Source organism: Acrocarpospora catenulata (genome assembly GCF_018476525.1).
GTDB classification, from domain to species: domain Bacteria; phylum Actinomycetota; class Actinomycetes; order Streptosporangiales; family Streptosporangiaceae; genus Acrocarpospora; species Acrocarpospora catenulata.
On record NZ_JAHCST010000061.1, the window covers coordinates 21,824 to 46,981 of the forward strand.

Genomic DNA, 25,158 nt, shown 5'->3' on the forward strand with positions numbered 1-25,158 from the left:
GGGGGCGTCGTCGGGGGCGGGGCCGGGCTTGCGGGCCGGGGTGATTCCGCTGGCCGCCTTCGGGGATGGCGGGGAGATCCCCGTTCCTTACGTGATCGCCCGTTCGGGTGAGCTGGTGAACGATCCGCTGCTGTTCGCGATGGACTGGTCTCGGCGTCGGGAAGTGCTGTACCTGACCTATGCCAGCAGGCGGGCGGCTGACTGGGTGGGCGGGATTCTGCGGGCGCGCGTGCTGGATTCGGGCGTCGGTGATCCGCTGTGGCGGCAGGTCAACACCGTTCGGCAATGGCGGTGCATGAGCGAGCTGCTGTGTCAGGTGTGCGGGCTGCCTGCGGCGGAGCCGGGTGAGCCGATTCCCTGGATCTTGACCGAGACGGCGTTTCACGGGCTGGCGGGGGTGCCCGATGCGGATGGCGGGGCCGGTAACGGCGATGCCGGGGACACCAACCAACCGCCCACGTGCCGGAGGTGTATCCCGTCCGCGCTGGCCTTCTGCCCTCGGCTGGGGGTCAGTGCGGAGGTGGTGACGGCAGGCAGCGCTGAGCCGGTGGCGGTGCTGGGCGAGCTGTTCCAACCGGGTGAGGGTGCGGGCTGGAGGTGGCCGGTCAGCGTCGGCCACAACGTCTATATCGGGCTTGACGAGTTCGCTCGGCATCCTCGGGTGCTGGCCACCCAACTGGTCATGCGTCTGCATGACATCAGGCGGGAGGGCGGCGGGGCGGGGGCCGGTGAAGTGGCAGGGGCGGGGAGTTCAGCGGGGGTGAGCTGATCGCCCTGGGGGCGGGTCTGGCTGCTCGTCAGAGTTCCGGGGCGGGATCACCGTGGGTGGTCTGGTCTCGGGCGTTCGCAAGTCCGGCCGTTGGGCTGGGCTTCCCTTCTAGCAAGGAAAGGAGTCGAGAGGTGGCGTTCCTCTACCTGTACCTAAAGATCGCTTTAGCGGTCCTGGTCGGGCTGGCGCTGCTGCGGCTGGTGCGTCCGGCCGTGTACGACCGCGTGATGGTCCGGTACTCGGGCGATCCGATACGCGGATGGCGGCAGGTACGGGCCATCGTCGAATACGCCGTTGGCTGGCCGATTCTGGCCTTACATCTGGTGCAGTGGCTACTGATTCGAGCTGCTGAGGGCGGCACGCGGTTGGTGTTCATCGTGCGGGGCCTGTGGCGTACCTCGGCAGCGCGGGGGGCTGAGGTGCGCGAAAACCTGGAGGCGCGTCAGGCGCGTCAGGTCGCGGGGATGGCCGCTCGCACGATCTGAGCGAGTGTCGTCGGCAGGGCCGTAGGCGGGGGCGGGTTCGTTTCGAGGGGCGAACCCGCCCGTGCATGTCGGGGTAGGGCTGGCTGGGGCTGGTGATGACGTCCGTACTGTCATGGTCTTAGAGCGCGGAGGGCTGGCCGCTCCCGCCGGGACCGGCCGAAGGCCGCATGCCCGGCGGGGAGGGCGGCCGGTAGCCCCCCGCGTGGCGCGAAGCGCCCTTGACCTTGTAGTGAAAGTTGGAGCCGTCCGACCGCCCCCGGGCCGTCGATCCGGGCTCGCGCGGAGATCGCAGAGCAGCAAAGCCGCTGGTGAGAGGGCAGATGGACACGGTAACGCAACGATCGGCGAAAAGACTCGTTTTACGCATGTCCTACGGCAAGGACAATTTCGCCGCCGATCGCCGAGCCGCGAACAAGGTGATCGCAGCGGCTCCCGAGGTCATTCTCATGGCACGGGAGAACCGTGGGTTCATCCAACGTGCGGTGCGATTCTTGGCCCGCGAGGCGGGCATCCGCCAATTCCTCGACATCGGCAGTGGCCTGCCCACCCAGGGCAACGTCCACGAGATCGCCCAAGCTGAGGCGCCGGACGCACGCGTGGTCTACGTCGACAATGATCCGAAGGTGCTGGCCCGCTCGCGCGCCTTGAAGACCACCGAAGCCAAGAACACAAGCGTGATCACGGCGGACCTGCGCGAGCCGGATGTCATCCTCAACCATCCCGACACCCGGGCGCAGATCGACTTCGACCAGCCGATGGCCATCCTGCTGGTGGCCGTCCTGCACTTCATCGACGACGAAACCGACCCGTACGGGATCGTCGCCCACCTCCGCGACGCCATGGCCCCGGGTAGCTACCTCGTCATTAATCACGCCACCGCCGACCCCAGGCCGGACAACGCCGGTGGCGCCCGCGAGGTCTACAAGAACACCAAATATCCAGCCACACACCGCACGCACCATCAAGTCGAACGCTTCTTTGACGGCGTAGACCTCATCGATCCCGGCGTGGTGTGCATTTCCGAATGGCGGCCCGACACCGAAACCGACATCACTCCGGAGGAGGTCTGGATAATCGGCGGCGTAGGCCGGAAGCCGACTGTGGATTAACACAGTGGACAGAGAGCGCGCTCCTCGCGGGCTGTCGAACGGCCAAGAATGCGCTCTCGTGACGTCGCGGTACGAGTCACCTCTGGCGGGGGCTCCTGCGTCTGGGATGGCAGGAGCCCGCGCATAAGTACGGGTCTCGTGGTGGCGTGGCTGGGGAGCCGGGGTGTCGTCCCGTCCGCCATCACCTGGACGGTTGGTCGCTCGTCGCTTTCCCGGTTCCGGCAACATGCCTATGTTGGGAGGCGGAGGATCAGTGGAATCTGTGAACAAACCGCACACCGCCTTTGTGCTCGGCGGGGGTGGGGTGCTCGGCGCGCACGAGGTCGGCATGTTGCGCGCGCTCGCCGAGGCCGGGATCGCGCCGGACCTGGTGGTCGGCACCTCCGTGGGCGCCCTCAACGGGGTCCTGCTGGCCGCGGCGCCGGACACCGCCGTCGACCGGCTCAGCGAGCTGTGGGGCTCCGCCATTGTCCGTACGGCTTTCGCCGGATCCTGGGTGACGCGGTTGTCCACGCTGGCCCGCACGGGAACCCATCTGCACTCCATCGAACCCCTGCGGGGCATGCTCAGCCGGGTCATTCCCGGCACCTTTGACGAGCTCCAGGTGCCGTTCCAGTGTGTCGCGGCGTCGATCGAGCGGGCCTGCGCGCGGTGGTTCGACAGCGGGCCGCTGGCCGAGGCGGTGCTGGCCTCCTGTGCGGTGCCGGGGTTGCTGCCCGCCGTACGGATCGACGGGGAGCACTACCTGGACGGCGGGCTGGTGCACAGCATCCCGGTGGGGCGGGCCGTGCAGCTGGGGGCCCGGCGGATCTTCGTGCTGCACGTCGGGCGGATCGAACGGCCGCTCGCCGTGCCCAGCAAACCCTGGGAGGTGGGCCTGGTGGCCTTCGAGATCGCCCGGCGGCACCGTTTCGCCGAGGAGATGGCCACCCTGCCCGGCGACATCGAGGTGCACATCATGCCGGCCGCGTTCAACGGCAAGCCGGGCCTGTCCGATCTGCGCTACCGCGACGCGTCCCGGATCACCGACAACATCACCCGCGCCTACCAGGCGTCGTCGGAGTATCTGGCGTCAATCACCACCCCCCTTCGGTAAGGAGCCGACGATGGTGCCGCCCCGGATCGTCAGGCGCCTGATCCTCGCGCCGCTGGTGATCGCGCTGACCCTGGCGGTCATCCTGACCCTGCCGATCTGGTTGCTCGTCGCCTTCCTGGCCTCGCTCCGGCTGCCGCCCCCGCAGCGCAGGGCCATGCGCCTGCTCACCTTCACCGTCACCTGGCTGGCCCTGGAATCGGCCGCCCTGGTCGCCTGCCTCGGACTCTGGATCGCCAGCGGCTTCGGCGGACGGCTGCACGTGGACACCCACCAGAACCGCCACTACGCGCTGATCCGCTGGCTCCTCTCCCGGGTGTACGGCGCCGCCGTCCGCATCTTCGGCCTCAGCGTGCACATCGACGAACCCGAACTCACCGCCGAGGAGATCGCGCGGCGGCTCACCCGCCCGGTCATCGTGCTCTCCCGGCACGCCGGCCCCGGCGACTCCTTCCTCCTCGTCTACCACCTACTGGCCCGGTACGGCAGGCGCCCCCGCATCGTCATGAAAGCCGCACTGCAACTCGATCCGTCCCTCGACGTGGTCATCAACCGGTTGCCCAACGCCTTCGTCCCACGCAAGACGGCCGAGAGCGGGATCACCGCCGAGATCCGGCGCCTGTCGGCGGGCATGGACGCCACCGACGCGCTGGTCATCTTCCCTGAGGGTGGCAACTTCACCCCCTCCCGGCGCCGCCGCGCCATCGGCCGCCTCCGTGAGAAGGGCCTGCGCGAGGAGGCCGCCCGCGCCGAGTCCCTCGACCATCTCCTCCCGCCCCGCCCCAACGGCGCCATCGCCGCCATCGAGTCCTGCCCCACCGCGGACGTCATCTTCGTCGCCCACACCGGCCTGGACCACCTCATCACCCTCGGCGACATCTGGCGCAAACTCCCCGCCAACGCCCAAATCCAAGCCAAGTGGTGGCGCTATCCCGCCGACCAGGTCCCCCGCACCCGCGACACCCAGATCACCTGGCTCTTCGACCAGTGGACCACCATCGACCAGTGGATCACCGACAACCGCCCCACCCACCTGACCTCGCAAAAGGAGGCTTCTTAGCTGCCAAATTTGGCGTTAGCAGGTGATCATGGAGCATCCGCTACGACCGCCGTCCTGGCGGGGGCAGCTTCGGCCGGAAGCCGCAGTGGAAAGGCCGGCGAGCGACCTGCGTGATCTGGTGAATCGCGGGTTGTCGTTCCGGGTCGCGCAGGGACGTGGGCATGCGTGGGTAGCCGCCGACAACCTCGCCCGCCTGGCGGCAGACCCCTGACGACCCTTACGCCCGTCTTAGGCAAGTGGTCGTTGAATTGGCCCTTGATGGGAGGAGCTATCGATGAGCAATCCTGAGTTCGGGTCGCCGTTCGGGTCGGCGGAGGTCTTAGCGAGTGAGCCGGTTCGGCGGGGGTCGAAGCGGTGGGTGATCGCTGGGGTGGTGGCGGCCGCGGTCGCGGCCGGTGGGGTTGGGGTGGCGGCCGCCGCTTCGTCGCCGACGCCCAGTGCGGGGCAGAGCGGGGCGGCCAGTCCGTCCGCGTCGCCGTCGGAGGGGCAGAAGGTCGGGCCGGGGAAGATCGGTCATATGCGCGGGGGCATGTTCGGGGCGCTGCACGGGGAGTTCGTGGTGCCCAAGGAGGAGGGCGGGTTCCAGACTCTCGCCACGCAGCAGGGTACGGTCACTGCGGTCGACGGGTCCTCGATCACGGTCAAGAGCGAGGACGACTACTCGCGCACGTACGCCATCAACGACAGCACCCGTGTCAACGGCGGGCGCGAAGGAGTCGGCTCGATCCAGGTCAACGACCAGGTGAGCGTCATGGCGACGGTCGAGGGCCAGAACGCCACGGCAACCATGATCGTCGACCTGACCCGTCCCGCGGAGGGCCCCTGGTCCGGTCGCCACTTCAAGGGCTCGGCCCCCGGCTTCGGCGAACGCTTCGAAAAGCGCTTCGGCCCAGACGGCGAAAAATTCCCCGGCCACAAGTCAATCGACCCGTCCCAGCCCCCAACCTCGGAAACCCCCGAAACCCCGGCAACCCCGGAAACCCCCACACCTACCGCCTGACAAGCCCAACCGCGTCCCCAGAGTTCTTCCGCACTCACCCCGATCCCCTTTTCGTTTCCTCGCACGACAGTGGATGGCTGTTCCCACCCACCTTTCGACTTCAGTCGGACCCAGCTCTACTCGATTTTTGGTCGGACCGGATTTGCGCACGACAGTTGGTACCCATCTTTTGACTTCGGTTGGACCCGGCTCCGCTCGATTTTCGGTCGGACCCGGCTCCGCGCACGACAGTCGGTGGCTGTTTCCACCGCCTTTTGACTTCGGTCGGGCCGGGCTCAGCTTGACCTTTGGTCGGACACGGCTCCACGAAACAGGGCGGAGCCCCGGAAGGTGAACGGGCGGGTGGGCGGGAGGCAAACGGCAATCATGCGACTGAGATCTTGGGGACTTCTGTCGCCCGCTCTAGACTTTCACCGTGCCACTACTGGACATCCTGGTCCGCTTCGCTACGACAGGCGTCGTCGGCCCTTTTTGCTGCGGCATCTCGATGACCGAACTCAACGACGTACTCGGCTATCCACGGAACTCGGTTCTAGTGCCTTCAGATGGAAGGTACTCATGGGTGCGCTCTTTCGACAGCGTCGATGTCTGGACCTGCAACTGCCCGCGCCGCCTCGTCGAGGCGATCGAGATTCGGACCTGGTCGGAACGCGTGGACATTCCCTACACCGGTTCGATCTACTCCGCCGAGTTGTCCCCTGCCGAGGTGACCGAAGCCCTGAGCATCGCGAATTTGAGTTGGACCTGGGATCCTGAGTCCAACTCGATGCAAGTGGAACCCACGAACGTGTATTTCGGGTTCGACGGGAACAACTACCTGGCAGTCGTGGGCAGGCGGATAAACAATCACGAGTGCCCCGTCCCCACGATCCCGGAGAGATGGCGCCAACGCCACAAGCAACGACTGGAAGCAGCTGCCGCCGAAGGTGACGCTGGATCCCGATCCGGTGAAGGTTGACAGAGAAAGTTGCGGGTTCAGTTGGACGCCCAGGTGATGCCGCACCACCGCGGATACGGTTGAGCATCGCGGTGGGGCGACGGTGTTCGCCCCGCGAGAGGCTGTGGCCCCTGCTGATACCCCTCCATGTGGGCCCTTGGCCGGCCGAAGGCGGCTGGGGTAATCAGGAGTTCTCTGAAAGGAAAGAAAGGCGATGCTGGTATTCGGCTTCGTCTATTTCTCCGGCGGCGTAGCGGCGGCGGAGGATTTCTCGGGGGTCGGTGGCGAGGGGTGGGTAGGGGTGGCGGCGGCGGGTGGAGAGGACGACCACGGTGACTATGCCGATGATGACGGACAGGAGGAAGAGGAAGGCGGCGCCGAGGAACAGGGCGGTTGATGTCATCGGGCGCCTCCTGGGGGGATGAGAGGGAGGTTCGGGGGGGTGCCGGATTCGATCAGGTGGAGTAGGGCCTCGGTATTCATATGCTGGCCGATCAGGTCGCCGAGTGCGTCGAGGCGGGATTCGCGCATGCCGGAGAAGGAGATGCCGGGGATGGGCGTGTAGGGGCGGCCCGCGATGGTGGCGACGTCGGTCAGGAAGGCTTGGCGGAAGGCGTCGTTTTCGAAGGCTCCGTGCCAGGTTGTTCCCCAGACGGCACCGACACGGCAGCCGTCCAGGAAGGGCTCGACGAACCTCTGGAGGCCGGACGCGTCGCCGACAGGGCCCTTCGCCTCTCCAGCAGGGCCGTTCTGAGGTGAGACCACGTCGAGGGCGAGGGCAGGGTCGATGGCGACGATTCCGTGGTGGATTTCGTAGGCGGCTACGGGGTGGCCGTAGGCGTGGCCGGTTGGTCTGGTGAGGGTTTTCTCGGGGGCGAAGGTCACGGTGGCGGGGAGGAGACCTAAGCCCTGGACCTGGCCTTCACGGGATTCGATGGTGTCGTGGATGGTGTGGGTGAGCATCTGGTAGCCGCCGCAGATGCCGAGGATGGGGCGGCCGGCGGCGGCGCGGGCGTGGAGGGCGGTGGCCAGGCCGGTCTGGCGGAGCCAGTGGAGGTCGGCGACGGTGGCACGGGAGCCGGGGAGGATGACCAGGTCGGCGTCGTCGAGTTCGGCCGGGGTGCGGACGAAGCGGACGAGCACGCCAGGCTCGGCGGATAAGGCGTCGATGTCGGTGAAGTTGGAGATGCGGGGGAAGCGGATGACGGCGACCCGGAGCGCGTGCGGCTGGTAGGGCTGGCCGGGGCGGTTGTCCAGGGCGAGGGAGTCCTCGACGTCGAGCCAGAGGCCGTCCAGCCAGGGCAGGACCCCGTAGGTCGGGCGGCCGGTGAGCCCAAGGAGCATGTCCAACCCCGGCGCGAGCAACTCAGCAGCCCCACGGAACTTGTTGATCACGAATCCGGCGATCAGGGCCTGGTCGGCGGCGTCCAGCAGGGCCAGGGTGCCGAAGAGCGAGGCGAACACTCCCCCGCGGTCGATGTCGCCCACCACGAGCACGGGCAGCCGGGCAGCCTGGGCCAGCCCCATGTTGGCGATGTCCCCCGCCCGCAGGTTGATCTCCGCCGGGCTCCCCGCCCCCTCACAGATCACCACGTCGTACGCCTCCCGGAGCCGCGCCAGCGACTCCACCGCCACCTCCCGGAGCCGGGCCTTGAACGCCCCGTACTCCATGGCGTCCACGTCCGCGATCGGCCGTCCGAGGACCACGACCTGACTGCGGCGGTCGCTGCCCGGTTTGAGGAGGATCGGGTTCATGTCGGCCGTGGGTTCGATGCCGCAGGCGGCGGCCTGGGTGGCCTGGGCGCGCCCGATCTCGGCCCCGTCGGGGGTGACGAACGAGTTGAGCGACATGTTCTGCGCCTTGAACGGCGCGACCCGGACCCCTTGCCGGGCCAGCCAGCGGCAGATCCCCGCGGTGACCACACTCTTTCCGGCGTCGGAAGTGGTCCCTGCGACCAGCAGCGCCCCTCTCACCAGGCCCCCTTCGTGGTGACGACGAGTCCGGCTGACCGTCCCTGCCTCATCGGGTCCCCCGCGCGGCGACGGCGAGTGCGGCGGCGGTCCACGAGACGGCGCGGGCGAGCCTTACCGAGCGGCGGATGTCGCGCCGGACCGGGCGCGGGCCGTCGCCCAGCTCGGGACGGTGTTCGACCCGCCCCCCGTACGCGTTGACCCCGCCCAGCCGGACCCCGAGGGCGCCCGCGAACGCCGCCTCGCACTGCCCGGCGTTGGGGCTCGGGTGCCGGCGTCCGTCCCGCGCCCACACCCGCAGCGCCGTACGGGACGAGCCGCCGGCCGTGCCCGCCAGCGCGGCGGTGAGCAGGCCGGTGAGGCGGGCGGGCAGGTAGTTGGCCGCGTCGTCGAGGCGGGCTGCAGCCCAGCCGAACCGGGCGTACCGGGGCGAGCGGTGGCCGACCATGGCGTCCAGCGTGTTGATCGCGCGGTAGGCGAGCAGACCGGGGACCCCCGCGACCGCGCCCCAGAAGAGCGGCGCGACGACCGCGTCAGAGGTGTTCTCGGCGACGGATTCGACGGTGGCCCTGGCCAGCTCGTCCGCGTCCAGCCGGGCGGGATCACGCCCGCAGAGGTGCGGTAACCGGGCCCGAGCGGCGGTGAGATCGTCCCGGTCCAGGGCGTCGGCCATCGCGGCGCCCTCCCGGCCGAGCGTGGTGCCACCCAGCACCGCCCAGGTGGCCGCCGCCGTCACCAGCGTACGGGCGACCGGATGGCGCCGGGTCAGCCGCGAAGCCACCACACCGAGACCGGTCGCGGCTCCGACGCAGATCCCGGTGAACGCCACCCCCCGAAGCCGTGAATCCCGATAAATCCGCTTCTCCAGCGCCGCTGCCCGGCCCCCGAACACCGCGACCGGATGTCCCCTTCGAGGATCCCCGGCAACGGCGTCAACCCCGACCCCCAACGCCATACCGGCCGCGACCGCCCCAAAACTGATCACTCACGAATTCTCCCCCACACAGGGACATCAGTGGGCGGCGGGGAAGGTCGCGGTGAAGCCTCCGTCCACCGCCGTCAGGGTGCCGCTGTGGAGGGTGGCGATGTCGCGGGCGATCGGCAGCCCGAGACCCGCCCCGCCGCTGTCCCTCGCCCGCGCCTCGTCCAGCCGGGTGAACCGGTCGAACACCGCCTCCCGATGCTCCGGCGGCACCCCGGGCCCGTCGTCGAACACCTCCAGCACGGCCACGCCCCGCTCCCGGCGCACCCGGACCTCGACCGTGGCGGTCGCATGCCGTACGGCGTTGTCCGCGAGGTTGGTCACCAGCCGGGCCAGGTGGCCGCGCGACCCCAGGATCACCACGTCCGGCTCGACGTCCAGCTTCAGGCGCACCTCCGGGCGGCGGCCCACGCGCAGCGACTCCTCGGCGGCGATCTGGCCGAGGTCGAGTTCCGCGGTGCGCGGCGGCTCGCCGGCGTCCAGCCTGGCCAGCAGGAGCAGGTCGCCCGCCAGCGACTGGAGGCGTTCCACGTCGGCCAGCGCCTCCCGGGTCAGCTCGCTCGGCGGGGCCAGCTCCAGCCGGGCCCGCAGGGTGGCGATCGGGCTGCGCAGCTCGTGCGCGGCGTCGGCCACGAACCTCTTGTGCCGGTCCACGGCCGTCTCCAGCCGGTCGAGCGTGCCGTTCACGGTCCTGGCCAGCGCGGCGATCTCGTCCCGGGAGCGCGGCACGGGCACGCGCTGGTGCAGGTCGCGGGCGGTGATGTCGGCGACCTTGGCCCGGATCGCGGCGACCGGCCGCAGCGCCCGGCCCACCGCGAACCAGGTCATCCCCGCCACCACCAGCAGCAGCGCGGGCACGCCCGGCAGCAACGTGCTGTTGAGGGTCTGCAACGCCAGGTCGGCGCCGGCCAGCGAGGCCCTGGCCACCAGGGTGGTCGGTCCTGATTCGGTGGCGATGTCCAGCGTGGCCGTGGCGTACTTGCCGGGTTCCGCCCAGATGGAGATGGCGTCCAATGGACCGGCGACCGGACCGACGACGCGGACGTCGGGATCCGTCGGCGTGACCTCGGTGACGACCGACCAGTCAGTGATCTTCGTGCTGTTCAGGGCAACCATTGGTGCCGCCGCCACCGCCCGCCGGGTGGCCTCGGCCAGCGTGCTCGACTCCAGGCTGCCGCGGAGCGTCACCACCAGCACGGCGGCGACGGCGCCCAGCGCCAGCGCCACGACCAGCGTCGCCGCGGCCGTGGCGCGCAGCCGTACCGACGCCAACCGGGCTGGCATCCGGCGGGGACGCCAGGCGAGCCGTAGCCTCACGACGCCTCCAGGCGATAGCCGGCGCCGCGCACGGTGACCAGCGTCGACCGGCCGAACGGCTGATCGATCTTGCGGCGCAGGGCGCTGACGTAGACCTCGACGATGTTCGGATCGCCGTCGTAGCCGAAGTCCCACGCCTGCGCCAGCAGCTCGCTCTTGGACACCACCTCGCCCGGCCGCCGCGCCAGCCCGTGTAACACCGCGAACTCCTTGGGGGTCAGCGAGATCTCCACCGCGCCCCGCCGGCAGCGCAGCCCCGCCGGGTCGATGACCAGGTCGCCCACCGTGAGGGTGACCGGCCGCTCCCGACCGCCCCGCCGCACCAGGGCGCGCAGCCTCGCCAGCAGCACCACGTACGAGAAGGGCTTGGCCAGATAGTCGTCCGCGCCCGTGTCCAGCGCCTCCGCCTCGTCGTGGATGCCGTCCTTGGCGGTCAGCATCATGATCGGCGTCCAGTTGCCCGCCTCGCGCAGCCGCGCGCACACCTTGTAGCCGTTCAGGCGCGGCAGCATCACGTCCAGGACGATCACGTCGTACGGGTTCTCCATGGCCATCCAGAGGCCATCACGCCCGTCGTGGGCCAGATCGACGGCGAACCCCTCGCCCGCCAGGCCGCCTTTGACCAGCTCGGCCAGCCGCTTCTCATCCTCTACCAGCAACAATCGCACGCCGCACAGCATCCCGTACGCCACCTAAAGCCAACCTGAAGATGATTTCGGCTGCCTTCAGGGTCGCTTCAGGTACGGCCCGCGAACCTTGGGCCCGTTCACGCCGGGCTTCCGCAAAAGGGGACTCCATGTTCAGACTGGGCACGACCAGTGTGTTGTCGTTCGTGACCGTACTGGCCGTTCTGACCGGTTGCGGTTCGGGCGGCGGCGGGGCGGAGTCGGCGGCGGCTCCCTCCGCGGATTCCCAGAACCAGCAGCGCCAGCGCCAGGCCGGGCTCGCCACCTGCATGAAGGGCAAGGGATTCACCTACCACCCGATCGTCTCCCAGCCGGAGCTCCCGGAGGAGATGAAACAGGAGAGTTCCGGCGACTACGAGGCGATGAAGAAGTACCGCGGCAAGTACGGCTTCGGCTTCGCCGCCTCCTTCGTCTATCCGAATGAAACGGGCGGGCGGGTAGCCGTCCGGGCGGTTGCCGGCGGCGGTTCGAACAGCGGCGACCCGAACGACAAGGTCATCGCCGGGCTGTCGGAGACGCAGCGGGAGGCGTACTTCGACGCGATGAGCGCCTGCATGCTGGAGCAGATCAACAAGGCCACCGGCCGGAAGCTGACCTCCATGGAGGAGCTGGGGAAGGCCCAGAGCGAGATGCTGAAGCAGGCGATCAACCGCGAACTGGACGGCGACGCCCAGCTGGTGGAACTGGCCGGCGCGTTCGGCGACTGCCTGAAGGGCAAGGGCTACCAGGTGACCTCCCAGCGCCCCTCCGAGATCTCCCGCAGCACCGAGCAGCCGTTCATGGAAGAGCTGGGGAAATTCGGTGCGAAGACGCCCACGCCCGATGAGGCCCGGCCCATGCTGACGCGCGAGATCAAGGCGGCGCTGGACGATCTGGAGTGCGGCAAGAACTTCTATCCCGTCTACCGGCCCAAGGCGAACACGGTCCACCAGCAGGTGGCCGATCTCTACGGGGGCATGGGCCTCATCGTCACGACGGCGACCAAGGGATAGCGCCGGCGCGCGGCCTTCCTTTCTCCGCGGCCTTCTTCTCTCATCGAAGCGAGTTCAGCATGCGCGAGTTCAGGGCGTCCGGCGGCGCCCGTGGTCAATCCACCTCCGGGGGCTCCAGGAACGGGCTCTCCAGGAACAAGGTGCTCGCCGGTGTCCTGGCCGGGGTGCTGGTGATCGCCGGCGTCGGCTGGGCGGTGGGCACGAACCTGCGTTCCCCGGCCGACGAGGCGGCCGCGCGCCGGCCGCCGAACCCGTCCCTGGTCACGGCGCCGGTCGAGTTGCGCAAGCTCACCAGCACGGTCACCGTCAGCGGCACGCTCACCTACGGCTCCTCGCTGCCGGTCACGCTGGGCGGGCCGGTCGGCGGCGGTGCCACCGGCGCAGGCGCGCCCCAGCGCGTCACGAAGGCGCCCGAACCCGGTCCGATCAAGGAGGGCGAGGTGATGATGCAGGCCAACGGCCGACCGGTGTTCGCCTTTCGCGGGCGGCTGCCGATGTACCGCCCGCTGGTGCCCGGTACGGAAGGCGAGGACGTGCGGCAGTTGCAACGCGCGCTCCGCCGTCTGGGCTCGCGGGTGTCCGTCTCGGGCGTCTTCGACCAGGCCACCGTCACCGCGGTCGAAGCCTGGTACCGCAAGCGTGGCTACCGGGTCCAGGAGCCCGACCTGGAGACCCGCAGGACCCTGCAGCAGTTGCGCCAGGCCGTACAGACCGCTGAGGAGGCCCGGGCGGCCGACCGCAAGGCGCTGGAGGAGGGGCTGGACGTGAAACCGGTCAAGATGCGCCACGACAACGCCCGCCGCGATGTCGCCACGGCCGAGAAGGCGCTCCGGGAGGCTCTGCGGCAGGAGATGACCCCCGAGCAGACCACCCAGCTGGCGGGCCTGCGGCGTGCGGTACGCACCGCCGAGGAGATGGTGCTCGCGGCCCAGCAGGCATTGGACGAGGCCAGAACGCCGCCCTCGCCGTCGCCCTCCGCGCCCCCGGTGGACACCCGGCTGCTGGAGCTGAAGCTCGCCAACGCCCAGCAGGACCTGGACGACGCCCGCCAGGCCGTGGCGGACTACGAGCAGCAGATCAGCACCGACCGGGAGAAACGGCTGGAGGAGCTGCGCAAGGCCGTACGCCTCGCGAAGGAGGCCGAGGCCACGGCCGAGCAGGCGCTCCGCCGGGCCAAGGAGGTCTCCCCGCTGCGGATGAAACTCACCCACAGCACCGCCAACCTGGCCGACGCCCGGAGCATCCTGGCCGAATACCTCAAGACGTACGGGGCGAGCGTGCCGGCCGGCGAGATCGTCTTTCTCCCGACGCTGCCGGCCCGCATCGACCAGGTCGAGGTCAAGCCCGGCGACCTCATCGAGGCCAAGGTCGCCACCGTGACCAGCTCCGCCTTCGCGGTCGCCGGGTCGGTGGAGGCCAGGGAGGCCAAGCTGCTGCGCCCGAACCAGAAGGCCACCATGGAAACTCTCGACGGCACCCTCCTGCCGGCCACGCTGACCGCCTTCGGCGAGGGGGCGCGGATCGCCTCGGACAAGGAGAACTCGCAGGAGGACTCCTCGGTGCCGGTGCTGCTCACGCCCGACCACAACAAGGGGCTCAAGGACCTGGTCGGGTCGTCGCTGACGGTACGGATCTCCGTCGGGTCCACCGACGGGGAGGTGCTGAGCGTTCCGGTCACCGCCATCGTCACCTCGGCCGACGGCCGCCCCCGGGTGCGGGTGGCGCTGGACGGCGACCAGACCCGCGAGGTCGAGGTACGCACCGGGCTGACCGCCGACGGCAACGTGGAGATCACTCCCGTGCCGGAGGGCGCGATCAAGGAAGGCGACCGGGTCGTGGTGAACGATGCCTGAGCCCGTCATCGAGCTGACCGGTGTCTGCCGGGAGTTCCCCTCCGATCCCCCGGTGCGCGCGCTGAGCGACGTCGACCTGCGGGTGGAGCCCGGCGACTATCTGGCCATCGTCGGCCCGTCCGGGTCGGGGAAGTCCACGCTGCTCAACATTCTCGGGCTACTGGATCGACCGAGCTCGGGGTCGTACCGGCTGGACGGCGTGGAGACCACCGAGCTGCGCGACGGCGCGCGGACCCGACTGCGCGGGGCGCGGATCGGGTTCGTCTTCCAGTCCTTCCACCTGCTCCCGCATCGCACGGTGGTGGAGAACGTCATGCTGGCCGAGGTCTACGGGCCGCATCCCCGCCGGGGACGGCGGGCCCGCGCCGAACAGGCGCTGGAGCAGGTCGGCATGGGGCACCGCACCGGGTTCGCGCCTGGCCGGTTGTCCGGCGGGGAGCGGCAGCGGGTGGCCATCGCCCGTGCCCTGATGGCGCGGCCCGCCCTGCTGCTCTGTGACGAGCCCACGGGCAACCTCGACAGCCGCAACACGGAGGCCATCCTGGACCTGTTCGACGGGCTGCGCGCCCAGGGCCTGACCATCCTGGTGATCACTCACGAGGACGGGGTGAGCGCCCGGGCCGGACGCCGGGTGCGCATCGGCGACGGCCTCCTCACCGAGCAGGGGTGACCATGGACCTTCGCGATCTGTGGGCCGAATCCCTGGCGGGCATGCTCGCCCGTCCCGTGCGGTCGGCGCTGACCACGCTGGGCACCGTACTGGGGATCACCACGCTGGTGGTCACCCTGGGCATCGCGGCGACCGCCGGGAACCAGATCGTCGGGCGCTTCGACGAACTGCTGGCCACCAGCGTCACCGTCGACGTCCCGCCGAGCAGCCGCGGGCCGCTGGTCTCCTGGGACGCGCCCGGAGAACTGCGGCGGCTGCGCGGCGTGGTGTCGGCCACAGCGCTGGCACAGAACGAGGAGAGCTCGAACCTGGTGGTGACCGCCAACAATCTCCTTGACCCCACCCGGGTCTTCGGGCAGACCCTCGCCGTCGTCGCGGCCGGCCCCAACCTGCCGGAGACCACCCATGGCCGGCTGCTGGCCGGGCGCTTCTACGACGCCGGCCACGTCGCCCGGCACGACCGTGTGGTCGTCCTGGGCGAGCAGGCCGCCGCCATGCTCGGCATCACCCGGCTGGACCACGCTCCGGCGGTGTTCATCAACGACCGCGCCTACACCGTCATCGGGATCATCGGCGATCTCCGGCGGGAGCGGGTCCTGGCCAGCGCGGTCCTGGTGCCGCCCACGCTCGGTCCCGACTTCGGCCTGAAGGACGTCACCCGGGTCCTGGTGGCCACCCAGCTCGGCGCCGCCGAGCTGATCGCCCGTCAGGCTCCCCTCGCCCTCAGCCCCAGCAACGTCGGGGAACTGCAGGTGATCGCTCCGGCCGGCCCCAGGCGCGCCCGCGACGGGGCCCAGGACGACGTCAACGGCATGTTCCTCATTCTCGGCCTGGTCTCCCTGGTCGTCGGGGCGGTCGGCATCGCCAACGTCACCCTGGTCACCGTCATGGAGCGCGTCGCCGAGATCGGGCTGCGCCGGGCGCTGGGGGCCGGGCGGCGGCACATAGCCGGCCAGTTCCTGCTGGAGTCCAGCCTGATCGGGCTCACGGGCGGGGTGATCGGGGCCAGCCTGGGGATGGCCGCGGTCGTCGGGGTGGCGGCCGTCCGTCAGTGGACGCCGGTGCTGGACATCCGGCTGGCCCTGGCCGCTCCCGTGGCCGGGGCGCTGGTCGGGCTGCTGGCCGGGCTCTATCCGGCCCTGCGCGCGGCCCGCATGGAACCCGTCGACGCCCTCAGATGAGGTGCTCGTGCAGGAGGTCCTCGTTGGCGTCCAGCCAGGCCGCCGCCCGGCGGATCCGCTGGCCCACGCCGTTCGCCCAGAGGGTCGCCCATCCGCCGCCGAGGGTCTCGGCCTTGTGCCGCGTGGAGAGGTACGACTGGTCGAAGCGCGTCCGGGCCATCGGCAGGAGGCGGAGACGGTCGGCCGGGCTCAGCCCGTACGCGTCGCAGAAGAGCCGCAGCCGGGGGCCGACCTTCACCGTTCGCTGGAGGGGGTCGCGGTCGAGCGGATCCGCGATGGGCGCCCAGTGCCTGAGCGTGGTGACGATGTCGAAGAGCCGCGAGGTGGGACGCGCCAGGTCGAAGTCGATGAAGGCGACCGGCACGCCGGAGCGGAAGATGACGTTCTCAGGGGTGATGTCGCAGTGGCCGATGACTTCTACGGGGCCGCAGTTGGAGCCGTCCTCCCAGATCGCGCCCACCGGCCGGAAATCCGCCACCGCGTCGTGGTAGTCCCGGAGCAGCCGGGCGAGCGCCACCAGGGCGGCATCGGTGACCGCGTACGCCGGTAAGGGCCGGACCGCGGCTTCACCCTCGATGTAGCTGAGAATCTCCCGCCCCGACTCGTCGATGCCGAGCGCCCGGGGCGCCCCGTCGAACCCCGCGGCCTCCAGGTGGCGCAGCAGCGCGTGCACCGACGGCGTGGACGGCCGGGTGGGACGGCGGACGGTCCTGCCCACCCGCACCACACCGTCGGTGACATCGCCACCGGTCAGCGGAATCTCCGCGGCCTCCGTCCAGATCGACATGGGACAGCAGCGTAGCCCGATACGAACCTGATTCGGTCTCAGATTCTGAAATCCCCGAGGCGAACCCGGTCATCGGGACCACTTTTTCTGCGTCTGCGGGTGCAGCCGACGGCCAGGGACGGTCGGTGCCGGGCGGTACGCGGGACCGCCGGGACCTGGCGGGCGGACGTGGCCGCGTCGCGAACCGGATTGGTGATGATTCTGATCAACGACATCGTGGTCCTCCCGCCCCCTAGACTCGGATCGAGTATTTCGAGATATATCGCGAGTGTCAAGAAGTGGCATCTGCGGCAAATCTCGTCGGAATCCGTGCGGCGCGGGATGATTACGCGAACTCGATCGCATGAGCCCCTGGAGACCACCATGTCGCAGTATGGGCCGCCGGGTCCGCCGCAGTACGGGCCCTCCGGGTACTACTACCCGCCGCCTCCCCCACCCCGGCGGAGCAACACGGCCCTGATCCTGCTGGTCGTGGTGATGGTCCTCGCCATCGTGGGCGCCAGCTTCGGGGTGATCTACGCGATCCGAAAAACCGACGAGAGCAGCAGCGGTACGGCGACCAGACCGAACGTCACCGAGTCGGCCCCCGAGACGACGGAGCCGGTGGAAACGGAACTCGCGGTCAAGCCGTCCGACCCGCCAGGACCCCGCCGCCTCGGCGACATCATCCGGCTCCACGGCATCGAGGACGATCTCCTGATGGCCGTAAAGGTCACCAAAGTGATCAACGCGACACCGGCGAACCAGTACATCCAGCCCAAACAGGGCTACCAGTACGTCGCCGTGGAACTCATCATCAAGAACATCGGCAAGGCCACCTACAGCGATGCCCCCAGCAACAGCGGCCTTCTGATCGACGCCGACGACCAGCAGCACCGCTCCACCTACGGCGAGGTCCTCGAAGGCGCCGCCCTCAACGGCCTGGTCAAGGTCTCCCCCGGCGACACCCGCAAGGGCGTGCTCGTCTTCGAGATCCCCCGCAGGACCAAGCTGACCACCTTCCAGTTCACCCTGAACAGCGGCTTCGCCAAGGAACAGGGCGAGTGGTCGATTAGGTCCTGACGTCAGTGGCGCGTCAGGGTTTAGAGGCGGGCCGTCGGGATCGCGTATTGATCCGGTCTGGAGAACGCCGCCCGGCCTAGCGTCGGTGCCGTGTGGTACTTCGGAAAGGACCAGATCATGAGCGATCAACCGCTCTTCGTGCCAGTCAAGCAGGGTACGGTCAGCGCCTCGCTGCGGATATTCCGCACCCCTTCCGGCGCCAGGACGGCGGTGGCGTTCTCCTCGCCGATGCGCCTGGCCACGGTGCTCGGGGCCGACCAGCATTCGGTACGCCTGAGCGAGGCGGCCCTGCGCGGCATGCTCCGCGAGCTGGGCATCACCGGCATCGTCGTCGACCCCGCCGGCACCATGACGGCCACCACCGTGGGAGCGGCGTGATGTGCGTTCTCCTCCAGGATCTGACCCGCCAGCCGACCGCGGCCTCCCCCGACCCGTGGCCGACCACGACCCTCTTCGCCGAGGGACAGGCCACCTGCGGCGGCGTGCCCCTCCACGAGATCGCCGAGCGTTTCGGCACCCCCGCGTACGTCGTGGACGAGGCCGACATCCGCCTCCGCTGCCGCGACTACCGTACGGCCCTGCCGGACGCCACCATCGCGTACGCGGCCAAGGCGTTCCTCTGCCGGGGCATGGCCGACTGGATCCGCCGCGAAGGGCTCGCCCTGGACGTCTGCTCGGCCGGGGAACTCGCCATCGCCCGCTCCACCGGCTTCCCCACCGAGCGCATGATCTTCCACGGCAACGCCAAGACCCCGGCCGAGCTTCGGGAGGCCATCGGCGTCGGCCGGATCGTGATCGACAACCTCGCCGAGATCCACCGGTTGGCGGCGCTGGTCCCGCCCGGCAGGCGGCAACGGGTGCTGATCCGGGTGATCCCGGACATCGAGGCCGGTGGGCACCCCAAGATCCGTACCGGCGCCGAGGGCCAGAAGTTCGGCCTGTCGATCGCGGACGGAGAGGCGGACGCCGCCGTCGACCGGGTGCTCGGTCAGCCGGAGCTCGAACTCGTGGGCCTGCACTGCCATCTCGGCTCGCAGATCGCCTCGGCGGAGCCGTACCGGCGGGCGGCCCGGATCATGGTCGAGCAGCTGGCCCGGATCCGGGACCGGCACGGCGTGGTCCTGCCTGAGCTCGACCTTGGCGGCGGGCAGGCCATCGCCTACCTGGAGGGGGAGCACGGGCTCGACCTCCGCGAGTACGCCGCGACCGTACCGACGGAGATCAGCCGCGCGTGCCGTGAATACGGCCTGCCGATACCGCATCTAATCGTGGAGCCCGGCCGGTCCATCAGCGGGCCGTCCGGGGTGACCCTGTACCGGGTGATCGCCATCAAGTCCGGCCCCGGCGGCGTCTTCGTCGCGGTCGACGGCGGGATGAGCGACAATCCCCGCCCCGGCCTGTACGACGCCCGCTACACCGTCCGCATGATCGGCCGCCGTTCCCAGTCCGGTTCGCGGACGGTCACCGTGGTCGGACGCCACTGCGAGAGCGGCGACGTCATCGCCCGGGACGTGGCCCTCCCGGCGGACCTGCGCCCTGGCGACCTGCTGGGGGTGGCCGCCACCGGTGCCTACCACCACTCCATGGCCTCCACCTACAACGCGACCGGCCGCGCGCCCGTGGTGGCCGTGGCCGACGGGCAGGCCCGGCTCCTGGTCCGCCGCGAGGAACCGGACGACCTGCTCCGGCGCGACGTGGGCTTGTGATCCAGGCCAAGCCCCAGAGCGCTGCCAAGGACTGAATTAGAGACCAGGGCCCGCGGGTCAGGGCCGATCCTCCATCGGCAAGCTAATGATCATGGTGAGGCCGCCACCCGGCGTATCATCGGGAACCAGGGTGCCGCCCATAGCCTCGACCAGCCCCCGGGAGAGGGCCAGCCCGAGCCCCACCCCCGTGTGGTTGTCCCGGTCGCCCAGCCGCTGAAAGGGCAGAAACACCCGCTCATGCGAGTCAGCCGGAATACCGGGCCCCCGGTCGATCACCCGGATCTCCACCTGACTGCCGTGACCGCTGGCCGTGATCAGAACCCGCTCCCGATCCGGGCTGTACCGAACCGCATTGGAGATCAGGTTGGCCAGCACCCGCTCCAACAGCACCGGATCGGCGACGACCTCCGGCAGGTCAAGGCCGATGTCGGCGTCCACCCGCCCCCCGAACGGCCCGAGATCGTCGATGGCCCGCGGCAACACCTCGTGGATCGCCACCGGTTCGAGGGCCACACCGAGCACCCCGGCCTGCAGGCGGCTCATGTCGAGCAGGTTGGCCACCAGTCCGTCCAGCCGGATCAGCGACTCGTCGGCGGTGGCCAGCAACTCCCGGCGGTCCCGCGCGCTCCACTCGATCTCCTCGTTGCGCAGGCTCTCCACGGCCGCCTTGGCGGAGGCCAGCGGCGTACGCAAATCGTGGCTGACCGCCGCGAGCAGGGCGGTGCGCATGCGGTCGGCCTCGGCCAGCGGTTTGGCCCGTTCGGCCTGCTCCTGGAGCCGCCGGTGGCGGAGCGCGACGGCGATCTCGGCGGCGAACGCCTCCAGCAGACGCCGGTCGGCGGCGGGCAGCAGCGCGCCCCTGGCGGTGAGCACCAGGTCCTCGTCGATCACCACGTCCATGTCGGCCGCGGCCGGCGTGGTGCAGGGCGCGCCCCCGGCGGTGGCCACGATGCGCCAGGCCGCCGGGTCGCCGTGGTCGTCGGGCGCTCGGCCGGTGTCCGGTTGCCGCTCCAGCAGCGTCACCGAGCTCAGCCCGAAGGTCTCGCGCAGGCGGGTGAGCAGGGAGGGCAGCGCGGCCTCGCCGCGTAGCACGTGACCGGCGAGCGTGGCGAGCACCTCGGCCTCGGCCCCGGCCCTGGCGGCCTCCCTGCTGCGCCGCGCCGACCTGTCCACGATCAGGCTGACCGCGGCGGCGACCAGCACGAACACGACGAGCGCGAACAGGTTCTCCGGGTCGTGGATGGTGAACTCGTACAGGGGCGGGGTGAAGAAGTAGTTGAGCAGCAGCGATCCGGTGACCGCCGCCGTGACGGCCGGCCACATGCCGCCGATGAGCGCGACGCCGACCGTCATGACCAGGAAGAGCAGGATCTCGCTCGGCAGCGAGAGATCCTCCCGGAAGGGCGCCAGAACGGCGGAGAGCGCGGGTAGACCGGCCAGGGCGGCGGCCCAGCCGGTCAGCCGCCGTCGGCGGGTCAGCGCCGCCCGGGCCCGCTCGGGACGCCGCCGTCCCAGGCTGACCTCCTCGTGGGTGATCATGTGTACGTCGATGGACCCGGATCGCGCCGCGGTCTCCATCCCCACGCTCCGCCAGAGCAGCTGCGCCAACCGGCCCCGCCGGGACGCGCCGACCACCAGCTGGGTGGCGTTGACCCCCCGCGCGAAGTCCAGCAGCGCCCCCGCCACGTCGTCGCCCACGACCTGGTGGTAGGTCCCGCCCAGGTTCTCCGCCAGCGAGCGCTGCCGGGACAGGTTGGCCGGATCGCCGCCCGCCAGGCCGTCGGCGCTGGTCACATGGACGGCCAGCAGGTCGGCGCCCTTGGTGCGCGCGGCGATTCTGGCGGCCCGCCGGATGAGCGTGTCCCCTTCCGGGCCGCCGGTCAGCGCCACCACGACCCGCTCCCGAGCCTCCCAGGTGGTGGCGATGCCGTGTTCTGCCCGGTAGCGGTCGAGTTGCTCGTCGACCTTGTCGGCCACCCAGAGCAGGGCCAGTTCGCGGAGCGCGGTCAGGTTGCCGATCCGGAAGTAGTTGGCGAGGGCGGCGTCCACCTTCTCGGGGGCGTAGATGTTGCCGTGGGCCATCCGGCGGCGGAGCGCGTCGGGCGACATGTCCACCAGCTCGATCTGGTCGGCCCGCCGTACCACCTCGTCCGGTACGGTCTCCCGTTGCGGAACGCCGGTGATCTCCTCCACCACGTCGTTGAGCGATTCCAGGTGCTGGACGTTGACCGTGGTGAGCACATGGATGCCGGCGTCCAGGACCTCCTCGATGTCCTGCCAGCGTTTCTCGTTCCGCGAGCCCGGCACGTTGCTGTGGGCGAGCTCGTCGATGAGCGCCAGCCTTGGCGCCCGCTCAATGACGGCCGCCACGTCCAGTTCGCCGAAGACGGCGTCCCGGTAGCTCACCTCCTTCCTGGGCAGCACCTCCAGGCCGTCCAGGAGGTCGGCGGTGTGCGGGCGGCCGTGGGTCTCGATCAGGCCCACGACCACGTCCCGGCCCCGTTCCTGGGCCCTGCGCCCCTCGCCCAGCATGGCGAAGGTCTTGCCGACCCCGGGCGCCGCGCCCAGGTAGACCCTCAGCCGCCCGCGTGGCATGGTTACCCCCCGTCGAGCGCGAGGTTGAGTTCCAGTACGTTGACCGCCGGTGCGCCCATGAACCCGAGCGCCCGGCCGGTGGTGTGCTCGCCGATCAGCTGCCGCACCCGGGCCAGGTCGAGACCTCGCTCCCGGGCGACTCTGGGCGCCTGGAGTTCGGCGTACGCGACGGAGATGTGCGGGTCGAGCCCGGAACCGCCGGCGGTGACGGCATCAGCGGGCACCACCGCCGCCGTGTTCCCCCTGACCGGGACGGTACGGCCTGCGGCGTAGTCCTCGCCCGGGGTGGCGCACGTCACCGTCTTCCCCTCGTACGCGGCGACGAAGGGCACCGCGGGACACGCCTGGTTGACGCTGACCACCCGGTCGCGGAAGACCTTCAGAACCGCCCCGACGCCGTCGGCCGTGCAGTACGGCCGGGCCCCGGAGACGCCCTCCCGTTCCCCGATCGCTTTGGAGCGCGCGCAGACCTGGGTGAGCAGGGACTGGCGGTCCCGGCTGTCGATGACGTCCTCGGGTCCGAGGTTGCTGGCGGCGGTGGACAGCATGTCGTAGCCGGCCGCCGAGGGACGGCTCTGGAAGTACCGCGCGACCGCGTTGCCGCCGGCGTCGGTGAAGTTCTGGCCGATGATCGCGCTGCCGACGGTTCGCCCGTCCTTCTCGATCAGTGAGCCGTTGGCCTTGCCGTGGAAGACGGCCTGGGCGACCCCGGTGACGGCCAGCGGGTAGAGCCCGCCGAGGATCACGGTGAGCACGACCACCGCGCGGATGGCCGCCAGGTGCTGGCGGAGCCAGCTGGGCAGACGTTCCATGGTCATGACATCCCTGGGAGGAACTGGATGAGGAGGTCGATGAGCTTGATCCCGGCGAAGGGGGCGATGATGCCGCCCAGGCCGTAGATGTAGAGGTTGCGGCTGAGCAGTTGGGAGGCGCTGGACGGCCGGTAGCGTACGCCGCGCAGGGCCAGCGGGATGAGCGCGATGATGATGAGGGCGTTGAAGACGACGGCGGACAGGATGGCCGACTGCGGGCTCGCCAGGCGCATGATGTTGAGCGCGTCCAGGCCGGGATAGACCGCCGCGAACATGGCCGGGATGATCGCGAAGTACTTGGCGATGTCGTTGGCGATCGAGAAAGTGGTCAGCGCGCCCCGGGTGATCAGCAGTTGCTTGCCGATCTCCACGATCTCGATGAGCTTGGTCGGGTTGGAGTCCAGGTCGACCATGTTCCCGGCCTCTTTGGCGGCCGAGGTGCCCGTGTTCATGGCCACGCCGACGTCGGCCTGAGCCAGGGCGGGGGCGTCGTTGGTGCCGTCACCGGTCATCGCCACCAACCGGCCGCCTTCCTGTTCGCGCCGGATCAGGGCCAGTTTGTCCTCGGGAGTGGCTTCGGCCAAGAAGTCGTCCACTCCGGCCTCGTCGGCGATGGCCTTGGCGGTTCGCGGGTTGTCACCGGTGATCATGACGGTCCGGATGCCCATCCGCCGCATCTCGTCGAAACGCTCCCGCATGCCCTTCTTGACCACATCCTTGAGATGGATGACGCCGAGCACCCGTCCCTGGTCGGCGACCACGAGCGGGGTGCCGCCGCTGGCCGAGATGCCGTCCACGATGGGGCCGACTTTCTCGGACGGGTGACCGCCGCCGTCGCGGACCCACTTCATGACGGCGGTCGCCGCGCCCTTGCGGATCTGGCGGCCGTCCACGTCCACGCCCGACATGCGGGTCTGGGCGGTGAACGGCACCCAACTGGCGCCGTACAGCTCGCGTTCGCGCAGGCCGTACCGTTCCTTGGCGAAGATCACGATGGAGCGGCCCTCGGGGGTTTCGTCGGCGAGGCTGGACAGCTGGGCGGCCTCGGCCAGTTCCTGCTCGGTGACGCCTTCCACCGGAACGAAGTCGGCGGCCTGGCGGTTGCCCAGGGTGATGGTGCCGGTCTTGTCCAGCAGGAGGGTGCTGACGTCGCCGGCGGCCTCCACGGCCCTGCCCGACATGGCCAGGACGTTCCGCTGGACCAGGCGGTCCATGCCGGCGATGCCGATGGCCGACAGCAGCGCGCCGATGGTGGTGGGGATGAGACAGACCAGCAGGGAGATCAGCACCACGCCGGTGACGCCGTCCCCGGTCAGCGCGAGCGAGTCGGCGATGCCGGGGTTCTCCGCTTTGGCGTAGACGGCCATCGGCTGCATGGTCACCGTGGCCACCAGGAAGATGATCGTCAGCGCGGCCAGCAGGATGTTGAGCGCGATCTCGTTGGGGGTCTTCTGCCGGTTGGCGCCCTCCACCAGGGCGATCATCCGGTCGATGAAGCTCTCCCCCGGCTTCTGGGTGATCCGTACCACGATGCGGTCCGACAGCACCTTCGTGCCGCCGGTCACGGCCGAGCGGTCGCCGCCCGACTCGCGGATCACGGGCGCGGACTCGCCGGTGATCGCGGACTCGTCCACGCTGGCGATGCCCTCGATGACGTCGCCGTCCCCGGGGATGATCTCACCGGCTTCGACGATCACGGTGTCGCCCTGCCGGAGCTCGGCGGCTCCAACGATCTTCCCGTCGGCCAGGCGGGCCGTGGTGTCGCGCTTGGCCGAGCGCAGCGTCGCCGCCTGGGCCTTGCCGCGCCCCTCGGCGACCGCCTCGGCCAGGTTGGCGAACAGTACGGTCAGCCAGAGCCAGACCACGATGGCCCAGGCGAAGAAACTCGGGTCGAGGATCGCGAGCACGGTGGTGAAGACCGCGCCCACCTCGACGATCAGCATGACGGGGTTGCGCCAGAGGGTGACGGGGTTGAGCTTCCGTACGGCAGCCGGCAACGACCTGACCATCTGACCGGGGTCGAGCAGGCCGCCCGCGACCCTGCCGTTCCGCTGTGGCGGCGCGGGGGGCCGGACCAGTTCGGTGACCATG

General features: G+C 70.0%; 23 protein-coding genes. 14 read left to right on the forward strand and 9 right to left on the reverse strand.

The window, feature by feature from the left end; translation table 11 throughout:
- Window positions 1–28: 28 nt before the first annotated feature.
- The 7 genes from KIP79_RS37785 (at window position 29) to KIP79_RS37815 (ending at window position 6,474) form a co-directional block, all read left to right on the forward strand.
- Complete coding sequence (locus KIP79_RS37785; RefSeq protein WP_214109806.1) at window positions 29–769, forward strand: hypothetical protein; 741 nt, start codon at window positions 29–31, stop codon at window positions 767–769.
- A 131-nt stretch (window positions 770–900) separates the two neighbouring features.
- Entirely contained in the window at window positions 901–1,254 is a 354-nt protein-coding gene (locus KIP79_RS37790) for a hypothetical protein (protein ID WP_214109807.1), read from the forward strand.
- A 365-nt stretch (window positions 1,255–1,619) separates the two neighbouring features.
- Window positions 1,620–2,363, forward strand: coding sequence for an SAM-dependent methyltransferase (locus tag KIP79_RS37795; protein ID WP_214109808.1), 744 nt, complete (start codon window positions 1,620–1,622; stop codon window positions 2,361–2,363).
- A 262-nt stretch (window positions 2,364–2,625) separates the two neighbouring features.
- Window positions 2,626–3,459, forward strand: coding sequence for a patatin-like phospholipase family protein (locus tag KIP79_RS37800; protein ID WP_308170087.1), 834 nt, complete (start codon window positions 2,626–2,628; stop codon window positions 3,457–3,459).
- 10 nt (window positions 3,460–3,469) lie between these two features.
- A complete protein-coding gene (locus KIP79_RS37805; RefSeq protein ID WP_214109809.1) occupies window positions 3,470–4,516 on the forward strand; it encodes a 1-acyl-sn-glycerol-3-phosphate acyltransferase in 1,047 nt (348 codons plus the stop codon).
- A 274-nt stretch (window positions 4,517–4,790) separates the two neighbouring features.
- Window positions 4,791–5,516, forward strand: coding sequence for a hypothetical protein (locus KIP79_RS37810; RefSeq protein ID WP_214109810.1), 726 nt, complete (start codon window positions 4,791–4,793; stop codon window positions 5,514–5,516).
- Between the two features lie 415 nt (window positions 5,517–5,931).
- On the forward strand, window positions 5,932–6,474 hold the full coding sequence (locus KIP79_RS37815; protein ID WP_214109811.1) for a hypothetical protein: 543 nt from the start codon (window positions 5,932–5,934) through the stop codon (window positions 6,472–6,474).
- A 163-nt stretch (window positions 6,475–6,637) separates the two neighbouring features.
- Here KIP79_RS37815 and KIP79_RS37820 read toward each other — a convergent pair whose 3' ends face one another.
- From KIP79_RS37820 to KIP79_RS37840, 5 genes are read right to left on the reverse strand one after another with little or no spacing between them, the layout of a single operon-like run.
- On the reverse strand, window positions 6,638–6,856 hold the full coding sequence (locus tag KIP79_RS37820) for an SHOCT domain-containing protein (RefSeq protein ID WP_214109812.1): 219 nt from the start codon (window positions 6,854–6,856) through the stop codon (window positions 6,638–6,640).
- Complete coding sequence (locus KIP79_RS37825; RefSeq protein WP_214109813.1) at window positions 6,853–8,427, reverse strand: cobyric acid synthase; 1,575 nt, start codon at window positions 8,425–8,427, stop codon at window positions 6,853–6,855. Before KIP79_RS37825 ends, KIP79_RS37820 begins: the two co-directional genes overlap by 4 nt.
- Window positions 8,428–8,473: 46 nt before the next feature.
- Window positions 8,474–9,409 (reverse strand): cobalamin biosynthesis protein, encoded by a 936-nt coding sequence (locus KIP79_RS37830; protein ID WP_372453744.1) that lies wholly within the window; start codon window positions 9,407–9,409, stop codon window positions 8,474–8,476.
- A gap of 27 nt (window positions 9,410–9,436) precedes the next feature.
- On the reverse strand, window positions 9,437–10,723 hold the full coding sequence (locus tag KIP79_RS37835) for a sensor histidine kinase (protein WP_308170088.1): 1,287 nt from the start codon (window positions 10,721–10,723) through the stop codon (window positions 9,437–9,439).
- On the reverse strand, window positions 10,720–11,391 hold the full coding sequence (locus KIP79_RS37840) for a response regulator transcription factor (protein WP_214109814.1): 672 nt from the start codon (window positions 11,389–11,391) through the stop codon (window positions 10,720–10,722). The genes KIP79_RS37835 and KIP79_RS37840 overlap by 4 nt, the downstream gene beginning before the upstream one ends.
- A gap of 128 nt (window positions 11,392–11,519) precedes the next feature.
- Between KIP79_RS37840 and KIP79_RS37845 the strand changes: the two genes are divergently transcribed.
- From KIP79_RS37845 to KIP79_RS37860, 4 genes are read left to right on the forward strand one after another with little or no spacing between them, the layout of a single operon-like run.
- A complete protein-coding gene (locus KIP79_RS37845; protein WP_214109815.1) occupies window positions 11,520–12,401 on the forward strand; it encodes a hypothetical protein in 882 nt (293 codons plus the stop codon).
- A gap of 59 nt (window positions 12,402–12,460) precedes the next feature.
- Complete coding sequence (locus tag KIP79_RS37850; RefSeq protein ID WP_214109816.1) at window positions 12,461–14,254, forward strand: peptidoglycan-binding protein; 1,794 nt, start codon at window positions 12,461–12,463, stop codon at window positions 14,252–14,254.
- Window positions 14,247–14,924 (forward strand): ABC transporter ATP-binding protein, encoded by a 678-nt coding sequence (locus tag KIP79_RS37855; RefSeq protein ID WP_214109817.1) that lies wholly within the window; start codon window positions 14,247–14,249, stop codon window positions 14,922–14,924. The genes KIP79_RS37850 and KIP79_RS37855 overlap by 8 nt, the downstream gene beginning before the upstream one ends.
- 2 nt (window positions 14,925–14,926) lie before the next feature.
- Window positions 14,927–16,105: an ABC transporter permease gene (locus tag KIP79_RS37860; protein ID WP_214109818.1), complete on the forward strand. Its 1,179-nt coding sequence runs from the start codon at window positions 14,927–14,929 to the stop codon at window positions 16,103–16,105.
- Here the strand turns inward: KIP79_RS37860 and KIP79_RS37865 are convergent.
- The gene (locus tag KIP79_RS37865; protein ID WP_214109819.1) at window positions 16,098–16,892 is read right to left on the reverse strand and encodes a phosphotransferase; all 795 of its coding nucleotides are present in this window, start codon (window positions 16,890–16,892) and stop codon (window positions 16,098–16,100) included. The genes KIP79_RS37860 and KIP79_RS37865 overlap by 8 nt on opposite strands.
- 363 nt (window positions 16,893–17,255) lie before the next feature.
- Here KIP79_RS37865 and KIP79_RS37870 point away from each other — a divergent pair, with 363 nt between their 5' ends.
- The 3 genes from KIP79_RS37870 to lysA all read left to right on the forward strand — a co-directional run bounded on the left by KIP79_RS37870 (window position 17,256) and on the right by lysA (window position 19,660).
- A complete protein-coding gene (locus KIP79_RS37870) occupies window positions 17,256–17,954 on the forward strand; it encodes a DUF4352 domain-containing protein (protein WP_214109820.1) in 699 nt (232 codons plus the stop codon).
- A 117-nt stretch (window positions 17,955–18,071) separates the two neighbouring features.
- Window positions 18,072–18,332 (forward strand): SAV_915 family protein, encoded by a 261-nt coding sequence (locus KIP79_RS37875; RefSeq protein WP_214109821.1) that lies wholly within the window; start codon window positions 18,072–18,074, stop codon window positions 18,330–18,332.
- A complete protein-coding gene (gene lysA / locus KIP79_RS37880) occupies window positions 18,332–19,660 on the forward strand; it encodes a diaminopimelate decarboxylase (protein WP_214109822.1) in 1,329 nt (442 codons plus the stop codon). Before KIP79_RS37875 ends, lysA begins: the two co-directional genes overlap by 1 nt.
- A gap of 57 nt (window positions 19,661–19,717) precedes the next feature.
- Here lysA and KIP79_RS37885 read toward each other — a convergent pair whose 3' ends face one another.
- The 3 genes from KIP79_RS37885 to kdpB are packed head-to-tail and all read right to left on the reverse strand — an operon-like array spanning window position 19,718 to window position 25,157.
- Window positions 19,718–22,255, reverse strand: coding sequence for a DUF4118 domain-containing protein (locus KIP79_RS37885; protein WP_214109823.1), 2,538 nt, complete (start codon window positions 22,253–22,255; stop codon window positions 19,718–19,720).
- 2 nt (window positions 22,256–22,257) lie between these two features.
- Window positions 22,258–23,067: a potassium-transporting ATPase subunit C gene (locus KIP79_RS37890; protein ID WP_214109839.1), complete on the reverse strand. Its 810-nt coding sequence runs from the start codon at window positions 23,065–23,067 to the stop codon at window positions 22,258–22,260.
- A gap of 2 nt (window positions 23,068–23,069) precedes the next feature.
- Window positions 23,070–25,157: a potassium-transporting ATPase subunit KdpB gene (gene kdpB, locus KIP79_RS37895; protein ID WP_214109824.1), complete on the reverse strand. Its 2,088-nt coding sequence runs from the start codon at window positions 25,155–25,157 to the stop codon at window positions 23,070–23,072.
- Between the last annotated feature and the right edge of the window lies 1 nt (window position 25,158).